The sequence below is a fragment of the Ruegeria sp. P10 genome, assembly GCF_056534925.1.
The window spans coordinates 123,085-144,320 of the sequence record NZ_JBQERJ010000004.1; the positions used below are offsets into that span (position 1 = coordinate 123,085).

Below are 21,236 nucleotides of genomic sequence, written 5' to 3' on the forward strand. Positions count from 1 at the left end.
AAGCGAAATGACGAGCGGTTTTTTTCAGGGAATTGAAGAAGTCCAATTTGAAGGCGAGGACAGCAAGAACCCGCTCGCATTCCGCCACTACAACCCGGACGAGATCATCTTGGACAGGCGCATGGAGGATCACCTGCGTTTTGCCGTGGCGTGGTGGCATTCCTTCGCGTGGGAGGGTGGAGATCCGTTTGGCGGCCCCACTTTCGAGCGCCCCTGGCACCCACAGGATGACATGGGCCGCGCCAAGATGAAGGCCGATATCGCGTTCGAGATGTTCCAGATTCTGGGACAGCCCTATTTCTGCTGGCATGATGCCGATATCCGACCTGAACAGGGGAACTTCGCCGAAAATCTCCACACGTTGAACGAGATCACCGACTATATCGGTGAAAAGATGCAAGTGTCCGGCACCAAGCTGTTGTGGGGTACGGCCAACATGTTCAGCCATCGCCGCTGGATGGGCGGTGCCAGCACCAATCCCGACCCCGACGTCTTTGCCTTTGCTGCCGCCACGGTGAAATCCTGCATGGATGCCACCCACAAACTGGGCGGCGAAAACTATGTGCTGTGGGGCGGGCGCGAAGGGTACGAGACGCTGCTCAACACTGACATGAAAACCGAGCTGGATCATATGGGCCGGTTCCTGAACATGGTGGTCGAGTACAAGCACAAGATCGGGTTCAAAGGTGCGATCCTTGTCGAACCCAAACCGCAGGAGCCATCAAAGCACCAATATGATTTCGATGCCGCGACCTGCATCGGTTTCCTGCGCAAATACGGGCTTGAGAATGAGGTCAAACTGAACCTCGAACAGGGTCACGCGATTCTGGCGGGGCACAGTTTTGAACATGAGATTGCCGTAGCCGCAGCCGAAGGGATGCTGGGCTCCATCGACATGAACCGGAACGATTATCAATCCGGGTGGGATACGGATCAGTTCCCCAACAACACTCCCGAGGTTGCGCTGGCCTATTACCACATCCTGAAAGCGGGTGGATTTACCACCGGCGGTACCAATTTCGATGCCAAGCTGCGCAGGCAGTCGATCGACGCCGAAGATCTGATCGCCGCGCATGTGGGCGGGATGGATATCTGTGCCCGGGGCCTGAAAGCAGCGGCAGCGATGATCGAAGATGGCGGATTGGAACAAGCGCTGGCTGATCGGTACGCGGGCTGGAATACGCCCGAGGCGCAGGCAATGCTGACCTCTGGTCTTGACGAGATTGCAGCGCGGGTGCTGGCCGAGGATCTCAATCCAGATCCGCGCTCGGGGCGTCAGGAAGTCCTCGAGAACTACGTGAACCGTTTTGTTTGATCCCCGTGGGATCAGCCGGTCCTTAAAATAACTTGTGTACAATGCCCCGGAAACGCGTGAGTTTGCTTCAGCGTTGCCCGGGGCTTTCCCTTGCTGGGCGCATCGGCATCAAAGGCCCGTCGGGGTCGAACAAGTGGGGCGAGCAGGGTTTTGGCGGATCAATCGGCAGGCAAAGCGGTGTTTCTGAGCGGCAGTCTGATGCTGCATGTGACACGCATGTCATTGACCACCAGCATTGGCCTGATGGCCATTTTTGCCGTCGACTTTGTCGATATGATCTTCATCTCGATGTTGGGCAACGATGCGCTGGCGGCGGCGGTGGGCTATGCCGGGACGCTGCTGTTTTTCACCAACGCGATCAATATCGGATTGTCGATTTCCGCCGGGGCGCTGGTTGCGCGCGAACTGGGGGCCGGGCGGGCTGAACAAGCAAGGCATTACGCGTCCAGCGTGGCCGTTATCGGGCTGATTGCCGGGCTGACGACCTCGGGACTGGTCTTGTTTAACCTCAGCTACCTGCTGTCCTTGCTTGGCGCGGAAGGAGAGGTTCTGAGTCTGGCGACGCGTTATGTGTCGATCATCCTTCCGACCATGTTCGTGATGTCCATTGCGATGACGGCGATGGCCGTGCTGCGCGCTCATGGCGATGCGCCGAGGTCAATGATGGCCACGATCTACGGCGGAGTGGTGAATGCGGTTCTGGACCCGATACTGATCTTTGCGGTCGGGCTGGGGCTGGATGGGGCCGCTATCGCCTCGGTCCTGGCGCGGCTGTGCATGTTGGGGGCGGCGTTGTGGCCAGCGCTTCGGGTGCATCGGGGATTTGCGCACCCTTCACTGAAGCAGGTTGCAAAGGATTTGCGACCCGTGCGGGCGATTGCAATTCCAGCGGTGCTGACAAATGTCGCCACGCCGATCGGCAATGCAATCGTTGTGCGGGAAATCGCGCAATATGGAACGGATGCGGTTGCGGGCATGGCCGTGATCGGGCGCCTTTTGCCGGTGGCGTTTTCGGTCATCTTCGCTCTGTCAGGCGCGATAGGGCCAATCATCGGGCAGAATTTCGGGGCCGAAAAGTTCGATCGTGTGCGCGCTGCCTTTCTGGCAGGGATCAAGTTCACGGCCCTTTATGTCGTTTGCATGTCGGCCATTTTGTTTTTGCTGCGCGCCCCGATTGCAGATTTGTTCGCAGCCGAGGGCGAAACCCGAAGTCTGATCTATCTGTTCTGCGGTCCGTTGGCTTTGGCTTCGTTCTTCAATGGCGTGATCTTCGTGACAAATGCCAGCTTCAACAATCTGGGGCATCCGGTCTATTCCACATGGATAAACTGGGGTCGTCACACTATCGGCACTTGGGTTTTCGCGACGATTGGTTCACAGATCGCCGGCGCATCCGGCGTTCTGCTGGGGCAGGCGTTTGGAGGCGTCATCTTTGCAGTCATAGGCTGGGTTATGGTCGCGCGGGTCGTGGCGCGGTTGGAGCGCTCGCAAGCGCTCGAGCCTTTTTCAGATCAGGGTCGGCTTCATTCGCTGTTCGGGCGTCGCGGCTGGTGATCAGGTCGGATCAGTTCCCCTGATTGCGTGCTTCCAGCCGTTCCAGATTGACCACGGTTGACAGCATCAGGCGGTCATGGCTCCAGTCCTGCGTTTGCTGGATCGACGCAGACCCCAATGCAAGAAGGGTGGCGAAGGTCAATGCCATCCCCAGGAACAGAGCGGGCAGGGTGGGCACCGCCGGCTGTGCATCGGTCAATGCAAGCACGCGCTGACGCAGCACGCGCTTGGCCTTGCCGCCCGTCACAAACGCAACATTCAGAACGCGAGGATTGTTTGCCGAGATCGTACGCGCGCAATAATCCAGCAGGCAGGAAGTGTATTCGCGCGCATCGATCCGTTTGCGGGCCACCACGGACTGGTCGCATGCCAGTTCACGCAAGCGGCCGAACTGATACTTGAGCATCAGATAGGCTGGGTTCCAGAACAACAACGGGCGCAGCATTTCAAAGCCCAGTTCCCATTCCACGTCACCGGCCCGAACATGCTGAAGCTCGTGCGCCAAAGCAAAGCGCAGTTCGTGCGGGGTATCCAGCAGATGGCTTGGCAGAACGACATGGCGACGGCGCAATCCGCGCACAGCGAACGGTACGGTGATGCGATCCGAAAGACGAATGTCTACCTTGGCCGACTGCCGCCAAAGAAAGCTGGATTTGACTGTCTGACGGATCATCGCCGCGTCCCTCAGAGCGCGGGCCGCAAACAGGGCGGCGACCAAAACAAGCAGCGTTGCAAGGGCAGTGATCACCGGCTGTTGCCCTGACAATGCAAGGTCCACCCACCGTTCACGGGTGTTCAGCAAGGCCTCGAACTGGGTGGCGGGCATGGCGATATCGCCGCGCAGATAGGCGGCAACGGCGATGTCGCCAAGCGCCATGGCGCTGCCCGGCCATGCGTAAGAGGCGAATGATGACACGCCCAACGCAAGAAACGGGCTGATCAGGACGCACACGCACAGCGCCTTGAGCGCACGCAACTGCGCGACATAGCTGTGGCGCAGGGCTGTTCGGGTCAGGGCTGCGCGGGCCGCCAGCCAGATGACGGCTGACAAGGCCAGCACGATGTTGAGTTCGATAAACGTGTCGAGAACCGGTCTAACCGCTGTCATTTTGCAGTCTCCTTTCTACCAGTGCTCGAATTTCCTCCAGGTCGGCTTCGCTCAGCCCCGCATCATCGACAAGCCGGGCCACCAGTGTGGCGGGTGTGTCGTCGAACAGAGTGCGGGACAGGTTTTGCAAAGACCGGGCCTGATATCTGTCCTTTTCCAGAAGCGGCGTATAGATCAGGGTCTTTCCTGTCTTGCGGCTTTCCACAAAACCTTTCTCGTCCAGAATACGCAGGATCGTGGCACCGGATGTATAGGCCAGATTGCGCTCCGAAGGCAGGCGGTCCAGGACATCTCGCACCGAGCCTTGCCCGAGGGCCCAGAGCTCGTTCATGAACTCCAGTTCAACCTCGGTCAGCAGATTTGTTGTCTTTTTCTTTCGCATCGATCTCGGTGTTGTCATGTTTAGTATGCCTGACAGACAAGCATCCTTTCGCGATTTCTCAAAGTCTAAACTTTCCAGAACACAAAAACGCCCCAGCCGATAGACAGGAAAAGAGGTGTCCATACCGGCTGCCCGACAAGGCCCAGCCAGGCGAGGAAGATATAGGCGGACCCCAGAAGGGTGATGAAGAGCCGATCGCCCAATGTGGTTGTCAGCCCCAGTACACCGCGCCGCTCTATGCCATCGCGATACTTGAAGCCCTCAAGAATGCCAATCATTGCGATGGCCGAAAAAATGCCGACAAATACGGCAAGTGTCGCCGGGGTCCAGGCCATCCAGAAGTCGGGCCACAGTGGCGCAGTCCAGGAAAAGCCTTTTTCCTCTGGCTGGCCGACGCTGCCCCATCCGGCCTGCTGGGCAAAGGTCGTGGAAGGCAGGAAAAGAAGGGTGAGAAGAAGTTTACGCATATCGAACCTCACACACGTCCCATCGCGAAACCACGCGCGATGTAGTTGCGGACAAACCAGATGACGATGGCGCCGGGGATGATGGTCAGGGTGCCGGCGGCGGCCAGCAGGCCCAATTCATAGCCCGCGCTGGACGCGGTGCGGGTCATCACGGCGGCGATGGGTTTGGCCTCGACCGCCGTAAGTGTCTTGGCCAGCAGCATTTCCACCCACGAGAACATGAAGCAGAAGAAGGCCGCCACGCCCACGCCCGCTTTGATATTGGGCAGGAAGATCGTCACGAAGAAACGCGGGAAGGAATAGCCGTCGACATAGGCGGTTTCATCCAGCTCTTTTGGAATTCCCCGCATGAAGCCTTCCAAAATCCAAACTGCCAGCGGCACGTTGAACAATGTATGCGCCAGTGCCACAGCCAGATGCGTGTCGAACAGGCCGATCGAAGAATAGAGCTGGAAGAACGGCAAGGCGAAGACCGCTGCCGGGGCCATCCGGTTGGTCAGCAGCCAGAAGAACAGCTGCTTGTCGCCCAAAAACCGATACCGCGAAAACGCATAGGCAGCGGGCAAGGCAACGCTGACCGAAAGCACCGTGTTCAACGTCACATAGGTGATCGAGTTGATATAGCCCCAGTACCACGTCGGGTCCGTGAAGATGGTGATGTAATTCTCCAGCGTAAAGGTCTGGGGGAACAGGGAAAAGCCCGACAGGATCTCGTTCGTAGTCTTGAAGGACATCGCCACCAGCCAATAGATCGGCAGCATCAGAAACGCGATATAGAGGATCGGGATGAGAGACCGCTTCTTCATTGCGCGTCATCCTTTGTCATGAGGGTGTAGAAGAGCCACGAAACCAGCAGCGTGATGGCGAAATAGATCAGACTCATCGCAGCCGCAGGGCCAAGGTCGAACTGCCCCAGCGCGATCTTCACAAGGTCGATCGACAGCAGGGTGGTCGAGTTGCCGGGCCCACCCCCGGTCAGCACGAAGGGCTCGGTATAGATGTTGAAACTGTCCATGAACCGCAGCAGGACCGCGATCGTCAGAACCGTCTTCATCTTGGGCAGCTGGATGTAGCGGAACACCGACCATGGGCTTGCGCCGTCGATCTTGGCCGCCTGATAGTAGGCGTCCGGGATCGACACGAGGCCTGCATAGCACAGCAACACGACTAGCGACGTCCAGTGCCAGACATCCATGACGATGACGGTGATCCAGGCCGAAAGCGGCTGTTGCGTCATGTCATAGTTGATGCCCAGAACGTCATTCAGGAAATATCCCAACAGACCGATTTTGGGCAGGGTGAAGATGTTCCACATGGACCCAACGACGTTCCACGGGATCAGCATCGGCAGGGCCATCAGCACCAGGCAGACAGGCACCCAGAAACCTTTGCGCGGCATAGACAGGGCCACGATGATGCCAAGAGGCACTTCGATGATCAGGATCAGGAAAGTAAACAGGAACTGTCGTCCAAGTGCTGCCTGAAACCGGTCCGACCGCAGGATCTGTTCGAACCAACCCAGGCCTTCCCAGAAAAACTGGTTATTGCCAAAGGTTTCCTGCACCGAATAGTTGACCACTGTCATCATCGGCACCAACGCGTTGAACGCGACCAGTGCCAGCACGGGTAGGACAAAGAACCACGCTTTTTGATTTTCTGTTCTCATTGGGCCCGCTCCTCGGTTGCGATCCAGCCGTCGCGGTAGACGCGGGATTGTTCGGGTTTGAATTGCAGGAAGACCTGTGATCCGGGTTCGGGCGCGCTGTGTTCGGTCACGGCCTTTAGGGCGGTATTGCCGACCATCGCGCTTACCACAAAGTGGCGACCGATGTCGGAAACCTTGGTCACATGCGCCGGGATGCCGGTCTCGCCGAAGCCGACATATTCCGGGCGAATACCCAGATCGGTGCGGCCGCCATCACCATGAATGGGACCTTCCAGCATGACTTCGTGCCCTTCGAACAGGGCGCGGTCGCCGCGCGCTTCGCAAGGCAGCACGTTCATGCCGGGCGAGCCGATGAAATGGCCCACGAACGTATGCTGCGGGCGCTCGAACAATTCTACCGGGGTGCCGATCTGCACCACTTCGCCCTCTTGCATCACCACGACCTCGTCCGCGAAGGTCAGGGCCTCGGTCTGGTCGTGGGTGACATAGATCATCGTCGCCTTGACGCGCTGGTGCAGTTCTTTCAGCTTGGACCGCAGCTTCCATTTCAGATGCGGGTCGATCACGGTCAGAGGTTCATCGAACATCACCGCGTTCACGTCGTCGCGGACCAGGCCGCGACCCATCGAGATTTTCTGCTTGTTGTCCGGGCTGAGGCCGCTGGCACGGGTGTTTAGCATGTCGGTGACATCCAGCATCTCAGCGATCGCATCGACGCGGCGCTTGATCGACGCCGGATCGACGCCGCGATTCTTCAGCGGAAAGGCCAGGTTCTCGCCCACGGTCATCGTGTCGTAAATCACCGGAAACTGGAACACCTGTGCGATGTTGCGCTGATCAGGGGGCAGAGCGGTCACGTCACGGTCGTCGAACAGGATCTGCCCTTCGGACGGGGTCAGCAGGCCCGAGATGATGTTCAGCAGCGTGGACTTGCCGCAGCCTGACGGCCCCAGCAGCGCATAGGCCCCGCCATCACGCCAGGTCACGTCGATTTCCTTCAGCGCATAATCCTCGGGGCCTTTTGGCGACGGCATGTAGCTGTGGCGGAGGTTTGAAAGTTTGATCTGTGCCATGTCAGGCCACCCTTTTGCCGTCTTGGCCGAAATACCGGCAATGGGCCGGGTTCATGAAGAATGTGTGGTCCTCGCCCACCTGATAGGGGTGGACCCCGGCGGCCAGCGACACCCAAGCGTCTTCGCCATGCTGGAAATGCGCGCTGGAATCCGAGCCCGAAAGCTCGGTCACGATCACGCGGCCGGTCAGTTCCACGTCCGCGTCAGACGTACGGAACGGCGTCACGCGATGCGGCCGCACCGCGACCATGTAATCTCCGTCGGCCATGTCGGTTACGGCCCAGCCACCTCCACCAGCCAGTTGCGCCTGCGCAGCGGAAACGGTGATGCGTGCGACATTGATCGGCGGGTCCGAAAAGACCCGCGCGGCGGCGATGTTCTCGGGGTTGCGATAGATGTCAGCGGTTGGCCCGAACTGGGTCACGCGGCCATCTTCCATCAGGGCGGTGTAGCCGCCCAGCAGCAGCGCCTCTTCGGGCTCGGACGTGGCATAGACCACCACGGCCCCGCGACCTGCGAACAGGTCGGGCAGCTGCTCGCGCAGTTCTTCACGCAGTTTGTAGTCAAGGTTGGCCAGCGGTTCGTCAAGGAACACGGCGCGGCTTTCTTTGGCAATGGCACGCGCCAGCGCTGTGCGTTGTTGTTGCCCACCCGACAGCTCGTGCGGGCGGCGGTGCAGCATCGGTCGCAGTTGCAGCAGGTCGGCGGCCTCTTCCACGCGACCTTCGATCTCGGATTGCGCCATGCCTGCCACGCGCAGGGGCGAGGCGATGTTGTCGAATACGGTCATATGCGGGTAGTTCACGAAGAACTGGTGCACGAGGCTGATTTTTCGCTTCTGCGTATTCAGCCGTGTGACGTCCTGCCCATCCATCAGGACCTTGCCCGAGGCGATCGGGTCCAGCCCGGCCATCATCTTGATCAGAGAGGTCTTGCCCGAGCCCGTCGCGCCCAGCAGCACGTTGAAGTGGCCTGTTTGAAGGGTCAGGTTTGTGGGCTTGATATGTATGACGTTGCCGACCCTTTTGGTCGCGTCTTGAAGTTCGATCATGTCCGTGGGTTCCGGTCCTTCAGTGCAATGCACTGGTCTTGAAGTGGGGGTGCCTGATGCGGCACCCCCGGGTTTCAACGGCTTACTGAGACTGCCAGCGCTGAACCAGTTCGTCATAGTTGACAGTCTGGCCTTGCGGCTTTTCGTTCTCAAGCTTGGCCTTGGGCGAACCTGCTTTTTCCAACCAGAAGGACGGATCCTGCGGCTCGTTCAGGCGTGGACCGCAGCCGCCGTAGACACCGGCGCTTTCATCCGCGGCCTGCATACGGGCCATGGTGATGTCCATCTCTTCGGCCAGACGATCCATCGCCTCTTGCGGGGTGAAGGCGCCCGAGTTCACGTCACCGATCTGCTGCCACCAGATCTGGGCCAGCTTCGGATAATCCGGCACGTTGATGCCAGTCGGCGACCATGCCACGCGGTCAGGCGAGCGGTAGAACTCGACCAGACCACCCAGCTTGGGTGCGCGTTCGGTGAACGACTCGTGGTTGACCGAGCTGTCGCGGATGAAGGTCAGACCCACATGGGACTTCTTCACGTCGACAGTTTTGGAGGTCACGAACTGGGCATAAAGCCAGGCTGCCTGGGCACGATCCGAGGGGGTCGATTTGAGGAACGTCCAGGACCCCACGTCTTGGTAGCCAACCTTCTGGCCTTCTTCCCAATAGGGGCCGTGCGGGCTTGGTGCCATCCGCCACAGCGGCGTGCCTTCGTCATCCACGGTGTTGTTGCCTTCGGACTTCGGCTTGACCATGTCGGCGGTGAAGGCCGTGTACCAGAAGATCTGCTGGGCCACATTGCCCTGGCTGAGTGCGGGCAGCGACTGGTAGAAGTCATAAGACGCGGCACCCGGAGGCGCATAGGCCCGCAGCCATTCATCCCATTTCCGGATCGCATAGACCGCAGCCGGACCGTTTGCAGCACCACCACGCGACACCGAAGCGCCAACAGGGTTACAGGTGCCCGCTTCCATGCGGATGCCCCATTCGTCGACAGGCACACCGTTCGGTTCGCCCTTGTCGCCGGCACCGGCCATCGACAGCCAGGCATCGGTCATGCGCCATCCGAGGTCGGGCGCGCGCTTGCCGTAATCCATGTGGCCGTAGATCGTGGTACCATCGACTTCTTTCACATCATTGGTGAAGAACTCGGCGATATCTTCATACGCGGACCAGTTGACCGGAACGCCCAGATCATAGCCGTACTTTTCTTTGAACGCGGCTTTGTTCGCCTCATCATCGAACCAGTCCTTGCGGAACCAGTACAGGTTCGCAAACTGCTGATCGGGCAGCTGATACAGCTTGCCGTCCGGTCCGGTGGTGAACTGAATGCCCATGAAGTCATCCAGATCCAGCGTCGGCGAAGTCGTCGCGGCCCAGTCACCGCCCATCATGTCCGTCAGCGGATAGGCCAGCTGCAAACGCGAATGGGTGCCGATCAGGTCACTGTCGTTGACATAGCCGTCATACAGGTTGCGACCCGTTTGCATTTGGGTTTGAACGGCCTGAACCACTTCACCTTCACCCAGAATCTGGTGGTTGACCTTGATACCGGTGATTTCCTCGAACGCCTTGGTCAGCACCTCGGATTCGTAGGAATGTGTCGGGATACCTTCGGACAGGACATTGATTTCCATACCTGCGTAAGGCTGTGCAGCTTCGATGAACCACTGCATCTCGGCCATTTGTTCGTCTTTCGACAAGGTCGATGGCTGGAATTCGTCGTCGATCCAACGTTGTGCTGCGGCTTCGTCGGCCCAAGCAGGACCGTGCCCCGCAATGACGGCAGCCGCCGCCACTGCGGAAAGTAGATGTCTCCGCATCTGTCTCCTCCCAAAAATTTATGGTTCTCCGGCGGAAACCGGATGACGCACAGCATCAGCGATTTCTTGCGTATGTGTCAAACTAAAAATTTAGTAATTGACGTTCAGGCATTTCGAAAGGGGCGGGGCCGAACTCGTTTGCCAATTTTTGAATTCGTTGTAAGCTAGGATTGTCATTACAAAAATTACCGCTGAGACGTGCGGCGCGAATTACGAAAAACGACTTGGAACAGTGAGGATAAGCAATGTCCCGAAGTCTGTTGAAGTACACGCGTGTTCTGGAAATCGTCGGGGACACAATCAAAGTCCGGGTTCCGATCCAGAACAAAGGAGAGTCGGCTGTCCGGTTCAACGACCTCGCTGTGATCGAGACGGTGGATGGCCGAAAAACATTGGCCCAGACGATCTTCATCGACCGGGATATCGTCACGTTGCAGGTGTTTTCCGGCACCAAGGGCATATCGACCGAAGCAACGGCAACCTTTCTCGGTCACCCAATGCAGACACCTTATTCGGCCAACATTCTGGGCCGCGTTTTTGATGGCGCCGGTGTGGCCATTGATGGAGGCCCCGACCTGTCTGCGGAACCGCACATCGATATTGGCGGACCGACCGTCAACCCGGCGGAACGCGCGGTTCCAAACAGAATGATCCGCACGGATGTGCCGATGATCGACGTGTTCAACACATTGGTCGAGAGCCAGAAAATTCCGATCTTCTCGGTTTCAGGCGAGCCATTCAACGCGTTCCTCAGCCGAATCGGTATTCAGGCCGACGCGGATATCGTGATCTTTGGCGGGCTGGGGCTGATTTTTGACGACTACCACACGTTTCGTACCTCGTTCGAAGATGCAGGTGTGTTTTCGCGCACCGTCATGTTCGTCAATCAGGCGATGGATCCTTTGGTCGAACGTCTGCTGGTGCCGGACATGGCATTGGCAGTGGCCGAGAAGTTCGCTGTGGAAGAGGGCAAACGCGTGCTGGTCCTGCTGACGGACATGACCGCCTATGCTGACGCGATGAAAGAGGTAGGCATCAGTCAGGAGAGGGTGCCATCTCAGCGCGGCTATATGGGGGACCTGTATTCGCAGCTTGCGCGCCGATACGAAAAAGCCTGTGACTATGCCAAAGGCGGGTCGGTCACGGTTCTGACCGTCACGACCATGCCCGGCAACGACGTAACCCACCCGGTGACTGACAACACCGGCTATATCACCGAAGGGCAGTTCTATCTGCATTCCGGCGTGATCGATCCGTTCGGCAGCCTGTCGCGCCTCAAGCAGAACGTGATCGGCAAGAGCACCCGTGAAGATCACGGGCAGATCATGAACACGATGATCCGTTTCTATTCTGAAAGCCGCGATGCCTCGCAAAAACAGGCGATGGCCTTCGACCTGTCAGACTATGATCACCAATTGCTGAAATTCGGCGGCCTGTTCCGGTCTCGGTTCATGGACATCAATGTTTCGATCCCGCTGGAAGAGGCGCTGGATGTGGGCTGGAAGACGCTGGCAGAGTGTTTTGCGCCGGAACAGTTGCTGATGAAGCAAGCATTGATCGACAAGTATTTCCCGAAGGATGCCAATGGCGCGGTTGCAGCTGAATAAATCGTCGCTTGCGCGCGAGCAGACGCAGCTGAAAAGCTATGAGCGGTTCTTGCCGTCGCTGGACCTGAAGAGACAACAGTTGATGGCTGAACGGGTCCGGGCCCGGGAAGAGGTCGACCGCCTTGAGCAAAATGTGCAGGCGTTGGTGCAGCAGGTTGGCGAAAAGCTGCCGATGCTGGCCCAGCAGGGTGTCGCTCTGGATGGGCTGGTCAAACTCAAGGACTACAAGGTCAAAGAGGTCAATGTGGTAGGGGTCAAACTGCCTGACCTTGATCGGATCGAGTTGGTGGTGCGCCCGTATTCCGTTTTGGCCAAGCCCCATTGGGTCGATGCCGCTGCGCTTTTGCTGCACGACGTCATCGAAGCGCGGGTGCGGGTGAAGATTGCCGAAGAACGCGTTCGAATCTTTGACAAGGCGGTGGCCACCATTACCCAGCGGGTAAACTTGTTCGAAAAGGTTCTGATCCCGCGCGCCAAAGCCAACATCAAGAAAATCCGCATTTACCTGAGCGACGAACAGATGCAGGCCGTCGTGCGGTCGAAGATATCGAAACGCAAACACGCGCAGGAGGCTTTGACATGAGCGTTGCGCGTCTGAAAAAGATGTCTCTGATCGGGCCTGCTGCCCGAAAGGCGGAAACGCTTGAGGCGCTTCAGGCCCTTGGCTGCATGCATGTTTTGCCGCTTGTTCCCGCACCGAAAGAGCCGGAAAAGATCAGTGAGCGCGGTGCAAGAGAGGCGTATAAGGCATTGCGTTTCCTTGCAGAAGTGCCTGACCCGCGCCGCCAGGTCCAGCGTGCGCCTGATTTCGACATGGATCGTTTCGTGCGCGAGGTGACCGACCTCATGCGGCGCGTTCGGGATACGATGGACCGGCGTGACTTTCTGGCGCATCGCATCGCCCAGGTGCGACCCTGGGGTGATTTGGATTTTCCGCCGACCGATGCGCTGGCTGGCAACAGGCTGTGGTTCTATCAGCTGCCGCTGAAGCACCGGGATGCCATGTCCGAGGTCAAGCTTCCTTGGGCAATATTGGAGGAAGATCACCGGTACCTTTACGCCGTTCTGATTTCACCTGACGAACCCGATGATGGTGTTCTTCCTGTTCCGCGAACCCATGTCGGTTCGCTGCCGGTACACGAGCTTGAGGCCCAATTGGAAGAGGCCGAGATCACCCTCGAGGCGTTGGAAGCCGAACGCTTGGCGCTGACGCGCTATCTGACACTGATGCGCCGGAACCTGTCCGTCGCCGAAAGTGCCGCCGAGCTTGCCCATGCAACGCAGAAAGTACGCGACGAAGAGGCACTATTTGCTTTGCAGGGGTGGGTTCCCGTGGATCAGGTGGATGCTGTTCTTGCCATGGCAAACGCCAAGGGCTCGGCCGTCCTGATTGAAGATCCGGGGCCGGGCGACGCGCCTCCGACCTTGCTGGAGCAGCCTGAAAACCGCAGGGCCGCTGTCGATCTGGCGCTGTTCTATCAAGTGCCCGGATATCAGGACTGGGACCCCAGCGTCATCGTCTCGACGTCCTTCGCGATCTTCTTTGCCATGATCGTGGCGGATGCCGGGTACGGTGCTGTCATCCTGCTGGCGGTGCTGGCCTTTTGGAGACGGATGGACCGCACCGCTGGTCAAAGATCCTGGCGTCTGTTCGGCCTGATCATCGCGGCTGTTACGATATTTTACGGGGTCATGGTGGGCAGCTATTTTGGGGTATCACCGGCTGCGGACTCGATTTGGGCAAGGCTCAAGGTGCTGGATTTGAACGATTTCGGCGCGATGATGATGGTCTCGATCGTCGTTGGCGTTATCCACCTTGTCCTGGCCAACGCCCTTGCGGCCCGTGTGGCGTGGGGGCAACGCAAGGCGGTTGCCAATCTGGCCTGGATTGCGGCCCTGATCGGCGGGTTTGTCCTTTGGCTGGGCTACATGAACGGCAAGTCTCCGGTGCCGGGCGCAGCCATCCTGACCGCCGGCATCGTGGCGATTGTCCTGTTTTCCAGCGAGCGGGTCATCCAGAGGCCGATGGACTGGATCTGGCGTTTGCTCGAAGGGGTTCAAAGCCTTGCCGGGGCGATGGGCGCGTTTGGGGATGTTCTCAGCTATATGCGTCTTTTCGCGTTGGGCCTTGCTTCGGCCTCGCTGGCGATCACGTTCAATGATCTGGCGGTGTCGGTCATGCAGGCCCTTAGGGGGCCGGGCATTCTGTTTGGGTTGCTGATATTGATCATAGGTCATGTATTAAACTTCGCGCTCGCGATGATGAGCGGCGTCGTGCACGGCTTGCGTCTCAATTACATCGAATTCTTTAAATGGGGTCTGCCGGATGAAGGTGTCATCTTTCGTCCATTTGCCCGCAAGGAGGTTCAGGAATGAATGAGCTTGTTCTTACACTGGGTTGGCTGGGTATCTATGCGCCAATGGCGTTGGGGGCTGCGGCCAGCGCCATAGGGTGTTCGATCGCCGGTATGGCCAGTATCGGGGCCATGACGGAAACCGAGGGCGGCTATGGCCGTTTCGTGGGTGTATCCGCGTTTCCCTCAACGATGGTCATCTATGGGATCGTCATCATGTTCACCCTGAACCGCGACGTGACACCTGAAAACGCGGGCGGTCTGTTCGGTATTGGCATCCTGTCGGGTATCGCGCTGATGTATTGCGGCATCTGGCAGGGTCGGGCCTGTGCAGCTGCGATCAATGCGACCAAGGAAAAGCCCGAGATTTTTGGCCTTGCTCTGGCCCCTGCCGCGATCATCGAAGGGTTTGGTGTTTTTGCGTTCGTGTTTGCGTTGGTCATCAGTGCGGGGATCAGCTGATGGCACAAGACAGAACGATTGCGCATGGGGTTGACGCGCTGATCGACAAATTGCGCAACGATGGGGTTGCCGCTGGTCAGGCCGAAGCCGAGAAATTGCGCGCAGACGCCAAGGCCGAAGCCGCGCGCATCGTGGCAGAGGCAAAGCGCGAAGCCGATGAGTTGAAAAAGAAAGCCCGCACGGAGACAGATAATTACAGGGCCGCCGGCGAAGAAGCATTGAACACGGCGATGCGGGATGCCGTGCTGACCATGAAGGCGGGTCTGACGGATCGCTTCAGGGCAGACGTCGAACGCCTCGTGACCAAAGAGATGTCCGATCCCGAGCTTCTGAGGCAGATGATCCTCGAGGTGGTAGGCCGGGCCGGGGAAGGTGCAAATTTGAATGGCAGGGTTTCCGTCGTTCTTCCTGCCCGGGTCGCCACGCAGGAAGACATCAAGCAAAACGCCGATGACATTCAATCCGGCAAGCTGACAAAATATGTTCTTGGGCTGACTGCGAAGATGCTGCGCGAGAATATCGAGTTGCACGCAGCCGATGATGTGCAGGAAGGCATCCGCGTTCGCGCAGAAGATCAGGGTGTTGTTCTGGACCTGACGGATAAGGCGGTGGCGTCGCTGTTGATGGAGCATTTGCAGCCCCGGTTCCGCGCCGTTCTGGAAGGGGTCATCCGCTGAGATGTCAAAGCAGGACGCCTATATCACGTTGATGTGCAGCCTTCCGGGTTCGGAACGGTTGTTCGTTGCCAGGCAGCCGCCCTTGTCACGTATCAGGCTGGACCGTCGATTGACGGCTTTGACACCGGAGGACAGCAAAGTTCTGAAGATCCTCGAGCACGCGTTGAGCTGGAACGCCTACGACATGGATGTCACCGACGCACAGGCGATCCAGCGCTGCAAACAAGCGATGGTGGACATCCCTCAGCCCACCTTGCGTAAACTTCTCATGGAACGCATGGAACTACGCTCTGTGGTCGCGGCGCTGCGATTGCGGAAACGCGGAGAACCAGCACCTTCAGGCGCATTCGGAGTCGGACGATGGAGCCGCCACATCCCCGCCAATTGGGGTGATCCCAGCTTTCGGCTGGAACGGCTCATGCCCTGGATCAAAGAGGCAACCCAATTGCTGGAAAACGAAGATCCGCTGGGTCTGGAACGTCTGCTTTTGTCGATAAGCCACAAGCAGCTCAAGCGGCACGCGGCTCGTCACATGTTCGATTTCGAGGCGGTCGCCATCTACGTTCTGATCTGGAACATCTTCGACCGCTGGGCGCAAAGCAGCGCTGCGGAAGCCGCCAAGAGATTTGAGAAACTGGCACAACAGGCCATGGCCGACTTCGCTGATGTCGATTTTGAGGGAGCAAGCGCATGACAGCCCCAATCTCAGCCAAACATTCATCGACCGCACGCGTCGTCCTGGTTCAGGAAGGGCTTGTGCGGATACAGGCCAATCCGGACGCGACCGGCCACCCCGGTCAACTGGTCAAAAACGAAGTGGTTTACATATTGCCTTCGCGTTCCGGTCCCGGTGGGCGTCAGGAAAGGCTCAAGGGCGAAGTGCTGCGCGTACGTGGGGATATGGCGGACGTTCAGGTCTATGAAAGCACTGATGGGGTGGCGGTCGACGACCCGGTGGAGCAATCAGGTCAGCTCTTGTCGGTAGAGCTGGGTCCGGGGCTGCTGGGGCAGGTGTTTGACGGGTTGCAGTCGCCTTTGCCCAAGGTGGCGGCAGCATTTGGTACCTTCCTGCCGCGCGGCGCAGATGTCGCGCCCTTGGATGAAAACGCGAAATGGTCCTTTACGCCGTCCGTTAAGGTGGGCGACACGGTCACTGCCGGGGACAGTATCGGAACGGTGCCCGAAGGCCATTTCAGCCACAAGATCATGCTGCCGTTCAACTGGACCGGCGCGTACAAGGTGGTCTGGGTGCAAAAAGGCGCGGCCACGATCCATGACATCGTGGCCCGCCTGGAAGACGAAGACGGTGGCGAGCATACGCTGACGCTTTTGCAGAAATGGCCGGTTCGGCGACCATTGCCGGAAAACATACTGAAGCGCGCACTGTCCGAGCGGTTGTATCCCACGGAACCGGTTCTGACGTCGCAACGGCTGATCGACACGTTCTTTCCGATTGCACGCGGCGGCACCGCCTGTATTCCCGGGCCGTTCGGTGCGGGCAAGACCGTGCTGCAAAACCTGATCGCACGGAACGCGAAAGTTGATATCGTGATCGTCGTGGCCTGCGGCGAACGTGCAGGTGAGGTGGTCGAGACCATCGAGGAATTTCCGAAGATGACCGATCCAACCACCGGTGGCAGCCTGATGGATCGGACGATCATCATCTGCAACACGTCATCCATGCCGGTTGCCGCGCGCGAGGCGTCGATCTTCACCGGGATCACGTTGGGGGAATACTACCGCCAGATGGGCTATGATGTCTTGTTGATCGCCGACAGCACCAGCCGGTGGGCGCAAGCCATGCGCGAGACCTCGGGCAAGCTCGAAGAGATCCCGGGCGAAGAGGGGTTCCCGGCCTATCTGGAAAGCTCGATCAAGGGTTTGTATGAACGTGCCGGGGCGCTGAAAACGAATGACGGCGATCTTGGCAGCCTGACGCTGATCGGAACGGTTTCGCCTGCTGGAGGCAATTTTGACGAGCCGGTAACCCAGTCGACCTTGTCGACGGTCAAGTGTTTCCTCGGGTTGTCATCCGAACGCGCCTACAAGCGATTTTATCCAGCGGTCGATCCGATGCTCAGCTGGTCTCGGTATACTGACCAATTGTCCGACTGGTATGACAGGAACGCCGAACCGGGGTGGACAGCCAAAGTGCGCACCCTGTTGGCCCTGATCGAAAAAGGCGAACAGGTCGATCAGATGATGCAGGTCACTGGGGAAGAGGGCGTCACAATTGACGACTTTGTAACCCAACAGAAAGCCTTGTTCGTCGATATGGTCTACTTGCAGCAGGACGCATTTGACACAGTCGATGCGACAGTGCCGCTTGAACGGCAGATAAAGACGTTCAAGCTTGTGTATGATGTGACGCAATCCAAGGCGGTCTTTGTCGACAAGGCCGAGGTAAGGCAGGTGTTTACGCAACTGACCGGGCTGATGAAAAACTTTCACTACGCGACAGAAAACACACCCGAATACAAATCCACCTGGCAAAAGATCGAGAACCTGTGCCGAGAAAAGTTCGGGGTTTGATCAGGAGAAATGGTAGCCCGTAGGGGAATCGAACCCCTCTTTCCAGGTTGAAAACCTGGCGTCCTAACCGATAGACGAACGGGCCACATGGTAGTGACGCAAGCACAAGTGGTAGCCCGTAGGGGAATCGAACCCCTCTTTCCAGGTTGAAAACCTGGCGTCCTAACCGATAGACGAACGGGCCACGCTGGCTTGTGGAGGGCCTTTTACGGTTTCACCGTGACCCCCGCAAGCCGAAAAACGCAGGGATGAGAAAGTTTTTTACGCCGTCCGAGCGAGACGTCAATTTGCCTCTGCCGCGTCCTCGAGCCTGAGCTGCACGGATTGCCGCCCGCCCCAGGTGTTCACCTCAAGCCGGCCTGCAAAATGAAAGCGTGCGCCACCATGATTTGACAGTCTCTCGCCCATCGGACCGTCAAAGGCACCAAAGGCAATCGCATCCAGCCCACCACCCATGCCATCGGATAATGACAACTTCAGGTGCGTTTCCCCGACACGTTTGGCAAAACGCACCTGAAGATCCGGAAGTGCGTATCGCGGGGCAGGGGCTCCGGCACCAAACGGTCCGGACTGTTCGATCTGTTCGACAAGGTCCACTGTCGCGGCACCCGGCATAAGGGCGCCTTCCAGCTTCATATCGGCAGGGCCGCCCTGACCTGCGCCTTGTTTTGCCAGCAGCTCGCTGAGGCGCTCCATGGCGGGTTCCAGTTTGTCGCGCATGACGGTAAGCCCAGCGGCCATCTTGTGACCGCCACCCTTGACCAGCAACCCTTCGGCCGCGAGCCGCTGGATCGACGCCCCCAGATCCACGCCCGAGACCGAACGCCCCGAGCCTTTACCCTCATCACCGTCAAAGCCGATCACGATGGCCGGACGGTTGGCGGTTTCCTTCAAACGAGACGCCACGATGCCCACCACACCCGGATGCCAGCCTTCACCGGCGGCCCAGACCAGGGGCGCGTCGAGCCCGCGACCCTCGGCCTGCTCCATCGCGGCGGCGCGCACGGCGTTTTCAATATCCCGGCGTTCCGTGTTCAGCGCGTCCAGACGTTCGGACAGGGCTTGTGCCTCGTGCAGGGAATCCGTGCTCAGCAGGCGGGCGCCCAGATCGGCCTGCCCGATGCGACCACCTGCGTTCACGCGGGGGCCAAGCAGAAAACCCAGGTGATAGCTGTTGGGCGCCGTGTCCATGCGCGAGACATCGGACAACGCGACAAGTCCGGGGCGTTGCCTTTGCGCCATCACTTTCAGGCCTTGTCGAACCAGGGCGCGATTGGCACCGATCAAAGGCGCAACGTCAGCTACGGTTGCCAGGGCCACCAGATCCAGCATCGATATCAGGTCAGGCCCTTTTGCGCCTGCCGCGCGCAGCTGGCGGCCTGCTTCGACCAGCATCAGAAACACGACACCCGCCGCGCAGAAATAGCCCAGATCACCGCTTTCATCTTGCCGGTTGGGATTCACGACTGCAATGCAATCCGGCAGGGTTTCGCCGCCAAGGTGGTGATCCAGAACAATCACGTCCGCCCCCGTGGCTGCGGCAATCGGTTCATGGCTGAGCGTGCCGCAATCGACGCAAATGATCAGGTCGTGGCTGGTTGCCAGTTCCCGCATTGCCGGAACATTCGGACCATATCCCTCATCAATCCGATCCGGCACATAAAGCGTCGCCTGCAACCCCATCTGCCGAAGCCAAACCAGCAACAGCGCGGCAGAACAGCCGCCGTCAACATCGTAATCCGCGAACACCGCGATTTTCTGGCGATGGCGTACGGCGTCCAGAAAACGCGCCGCCGCCGTTTCCATGTCCTTCATATCGCGGGGATCTGGCAGCAGCTCTTTGAGCTTGGGGTCCAGAAAGCCGCGCGCCTCCATGACCGGCACGCCACGACGGGCCAGAACCTGACATACCGCACGCGGCAGGTCGGTCTGTTGTGTCATCATCTCGGCAGCCCGTTCCAGCTCGGCTTCCGGGCCAACCCAGCGCCGCCCGGTCAGTGATTGTTCTACGCCAAGAAAACCCATTGCCTGCCCCTTGTGAACCAAGGCCGGATCCTTTCGGACCCGGCCTTTTCATCTTTTCCCAAATACTCCCGCCGGAGGCAACGGCGCAAGCCGTTAGGCGTTATCGTGCGGCCACGTGGGGGTGCGATACGACATGCGGCGTACGGACCCGGTCTTTGAACGCATCAGCAACGTCGTGGTTTCCACCCAACCCGGCTCGCGCTTGATGCGCGGCAACAGAGAGCCGCCGGTTACACCCGTTGCGGCAAAGATCACATCCGCGGTCACCATTTCATCGCGCGAATAGACCCGGTCCAGATCGGTGATGCCCGCCTTGGCAGCACGGCCCCGCTCGTCATCGTTGCGGAACAACAGGCGACCAAAGATCTGACCGCCCATGCATTTCAGCGCGGCAGCGGCAAGCACGCCTTCGGGGGCGCCACCCTGGCCCATATACATGTCGATGCCGGTCACTTCGCTTTCTGCGCAATGCATGACACCTGCCACGTCACCATCGGTGATCAGGCGGATCGATGCTCCGGTTTCGCGCACTTCGGCGATCATCGCCTCGTGACGCGGGCGTTCAAGAATGCAGACGGTGATGTCCGCAGGCTTGCAGTTCTTGGCCTTTGCCAAGGCTTCCACCCGTTCACGTGGAGACATGTCCAGATTGACGACACCCTCGGGCAGGCCCGGACCAACAGCCAGCTTGTCCATGTAAACGTCGGGCGCATGCAGCATCGAGCCGCGCGGGCCCATGGCAATCACGGTCAGCGCGTTGGGCATATCCTTTGCGGTCAGTGTTGTGCCTTCCAGCGGATCCAGCGCGATGTCCACGCCGGGGCCGTTTCCGGTGCCGACTTCTTCGCCAATATAAAGCATCGGAGCTTCGTCGCGTTCGCCTTCGCCGATCACCACGACGCCAGCTATGTCCAGCAGGTTCAGCTGTTCGCGCATCGCATTTACGGCGGCCTGATCGGCGGCTTTCTCGTCACCACGCCCCACCAGCGAAGCCGAGGCCAGCGCAGCCTGTTCCGCCACCCTTGCCAGCCCCAGAGACAGCAGGCGGTCGTTGAAATCGGTTTTGGCAGCACTCATTGTCATGTATCCTCTGGTCATTTAAGCCGTTTCTATCGGCATAGCTTGCGTTTCATACAGGTCG

Annotated in this window: 19 protein-coding genes and 2 tRNA genes; 9 read left to right on the forward strand and 12 right to left on the reverse strand. The window is 58.9% G+C overall.

From position 1 onward, the window contains the following. The first annotated feature begins 7 nt into the window (after positions 1–7). Together xylA and ACR0FB_RS08460 are read left to right on the forward strand one after the other, a co-directional pair. Complete coding sequence (gene xylA, locus ACR0FB_RS08455) at positions 8–1,315, forward strand: xylose isomerase (RefSeq protein ID WP_480619056.1); 1,308 nt, start codon at positions 8–10, stop codon at positions 1,313–1,315. Positions 1,316–1,513: 198 nt separating this feature from the next. Continuing rightward, positions 1,514–2,869: an MATE family efflux transporter gene (locus ACR0FB_RS08460; protein ID WP_480619977.1), complete on the forward strand. Its 1,356-nt coding sequence runs from the start codon at positions 1,514–1,516 to the stop codon at positions 2,867–2,869. A gap of 10 nt (positions 2,870–2,879) precedes the next feature. Here ACR0FB_RS08460 and ACR0FB_RS08465 read toward each other — a convergent pair whose 3' ends face one another. The 8 genes from ACR0FB_RS08465 to ACR0FB_RS08500 all read right to left on the reverse strand — a co-directional run bounded on the left by ACR0FB_RS08465 (position 2,880) and on the right by ACR0FB_RS08500 (position 10,438). Beyond that, a complete protein-coding gene (locus ACR0FB_RS08465; protein WP_171633486.1) occupies positions 2,880–3,977 on the reverse strand; it encodes a M56 family metallopeptidase in 1,098 nt (365 codons plus the stop codon). Beyond that, on the reverse strand, positions 3,964–4,359 hold the full coding sequence (locus ACR0FB_RS08470; protein WP_170346648.1) for a BlaI/MecI/CopY family transcriptional regulator: 396 nt from the start codon (positions 4,357–4,359) through the stop codon (positions 3,964–3,966). Before ACR0FB_RS08470 ends, ACR0FB_RS08465 begins: the two co-directional genes overlap by 14 nt. 65 nt (positions 4,360–4,424) lie before the next feature. Then, the gene (locus ACR0FB_RS08475; protein ID WP_480619058.1) at positions 4,425–4,826 is read right to left on the reverse strand and encodes a DUF2160 domain-containing protein; all 402 of its coding nucleotides are present in this window, start codon (positions 4,824–4,826) and stop codon (positions 4,425–4,427) included. Between the two features lie 8 nt (positions 4,827–4,834). Then, positions 4,835–5,632 carry a carbohydrate ABC transporter permease gene (locus tag ACR0FB_RS08480; protein ID WP_152457520.1) on the reverse strand — a complete coding sequence of 266 codons (798 nt, stop codon included), beginning with the start codon at positions 5,630–5,632 and terminating at the stop codon, positions 4,835–4,837. After that, positions 5,629–6,492: a carbohydrate ABC transporter permease gene (locus tag ACR0FB_RS08485; protein WP_152457521.1), complete on the reverse strand. Its 864-nt coding sequence runs from the start codon at positions 6,490–6,492 to the stop codon at positions 5,629–5,631. The genes ACR0FB_RS08480 and ACR0FB_RS08485 overlap by 4 nt, the downstream gene beginning before the upstream one ends. Beyond that, positions 6,489–7,565, reverse strand: a complete 1,077-nt coding sequence (locus ACR0FB_RS08490) for an ABC transporter ATP-binding protein (protein ID WP_171723543.1) — start codon at positions 7,563–7,565, stop codon at positions 6,489–6,491. Before ACR0FB_RS08490 ends, ACR0FB_RS08485 begins: the two co-directional genes overlap by 4 nt. A gap of 1 nt (position 7,566) precedes the next feature. After that, a complete protein-coding gene (locus ACR0FB_RS08495; RefSeq protein ID WP_171613596.1) occupies positions 7,567–8,616 on the reverse strand; it encodes an ABC transporter ATP-binding protein in 1,050 nt (349 codons plus the stop codon). Between the two features lie 82 nt (positions 8,617–8,698). Then, a complete protein-coding gene (locus tag ACR0FB_RS08500) occupies positions 8,699–10,438 on the reverse strand; it encodes an ABC transporter substrate-binding protein (protein WP_171633478.1) in 1,740 nt (579 codons plus the stop codon). 245 nt (positions 10,439–10,683) lie between these two features. Between ACR0FB_RS08500 and ACR0FB_RS08505 the strand changes: the two genes are divergently transcribed. From ACR0FB_RS08505 to ACR0FB_RS08535, 7 genes are read left to right on the forward strand one after another with little or no spacing between them, the layout of a single operon-like run. Beyond that, positions 10,684–12,045 carry a V-type ATP synthase subunit B gene (locus tag ACR0FB_RS08505; RefSeq protein ID WP_480619061.1) on the forward strand — a complete coding sequence of 454 codons (1,362 nt, stop codon included), beginning with the start codon at positions 10,684–10,686 and terminating at the stop codon, positions 12,043–12,045. Continuing rightward, a complete protein-coding gene (locus tag ACR0FB_RS08510; protein ID WP_480619063.1) occupies positions 12,023–12,628 on the forward strand; it encodes a V-type ATP synthase subunit D in 606 nt (201 codons plus the stop codon). Before ACR0FB_RS08505 ends, ACR0FB_RS08510 begins: the two co-directional genes overlap by 23 nt. Continuing rightward, positions 12,625–14,421 carry a V-type ATP synthase subunit I gene (locus ACR0FB_RS08515; protein ID WP_480619065.1) on the forward strand — a complete coding sequence of 599 codons (1,797 nt, stop codon included), beginning with the start codon at positions 12,625–12,627 and terminating at the stop codon, positions 14,419–14,421. The genes ACR0FB_RS08510 and ACR0FB_RS08515 overlap by 4 nt, the downstream gene beginning before the upstream one ends. Beyond that, positions 14,418–14,861, forward strand: a complete 444-nt coding sequence (locus ACR0FB_RS08520) for an ATP synthase subunit C (RefSeq protein WP_152457528.1) — start codon at positions 14,418–14,420, stop codon at positions 14,859–14,861. The genes ACR0FB_RS08515 and ACR0FB_RS08520 overlap by 4 nt, the downstream gene beginning before the upstream one ends. Further along, on the forward strand, positions 14,861–15,538 hold the full coding sequence (locus ACR0FB_RS08525) for a hypothetical protein (protein WP_171633464.1): 678 nt from the start codon (positions 14,861–14,863) through the stop codon (positions 15,536–15,538). Before ACR0FB_RS08520 ends, ACR0FB_RS08525 begins: the two co-directional genes overlap by 1 nt. 1 nt (position 15,539) lies before the next feature. Then, the gene (locus tag ACR0FB_RS08530) at positions 15,540–16,232 is read left to right on the forward strand and encodes a hypothetical protein (RefSeq protein ID WP_480619067.1); all 693 of its coding nucleotides are present in this window, start codon (positions 15,540–15,542) and stop codon (positions 16,230–16,232) included. Further along, positions 16,229–18,070, forward strand: a complete 1,842-nt coding sequence (locus ACR0FB_RS08535) for a V-type ATP synthase subunit A (protein ID WP_480619069.1) — start codon at positions 16,229–16,231, stop codon at positions 18,068–18,070. Before ACR0FB_RS08530 ends, ACR0FB_RS08535 begins: the two co-directional genes overlap by 4 nt. A gap of 10 nt (positions 18,071–18,080) precedes the next feature. Here ACR0FB_RS08535 and ACR0FB_RS08540 read toward each other — a convergent pair. The 4 genes from ACR0FB_RS08540 to glpX form a co-directional block, all read right to left on the reverse strand. Then, positions 18,081–18,155, reverse strand: a tRNA-Glu gene (locus ACR0FB_RS08540). Positions 18,156–18,179: 24 nt separating this feature from the next. Beyond that, positions 18,180–18,254: transfer RNA gene (locus tag ACR0FB_RS08545), tRNA-Glu, on the reverse strand. Between the two features lie 98 nt (positions 18,255–18,352). Then, positions 18,353–20,095 (reverse strand): single-stranded-DNA-specific exonuclease RecJ, encoded by a 1,743-nt coding sequence (recJ, locus tag ACR0FB_RS08550; RefSeq protein ID WP_480619071.1) that lies wholly within the window; start codon positions 20,093–20,095, stop codon positions 18,353–18,355. Between the two features lie 93 nt (positions 20,096–20,188). Beyond that, entirely contained in the window at positions 20,189–21,172 is a 984-nt protein-coding gene (glpX, locus tag ACR0FB_RS08555) for a class II fructose-bisphosphatase (protein ID WP_171633455.1), read from the reverse strand. Positions 21,173–21,236: the final 64 nt, after the last annotated feature.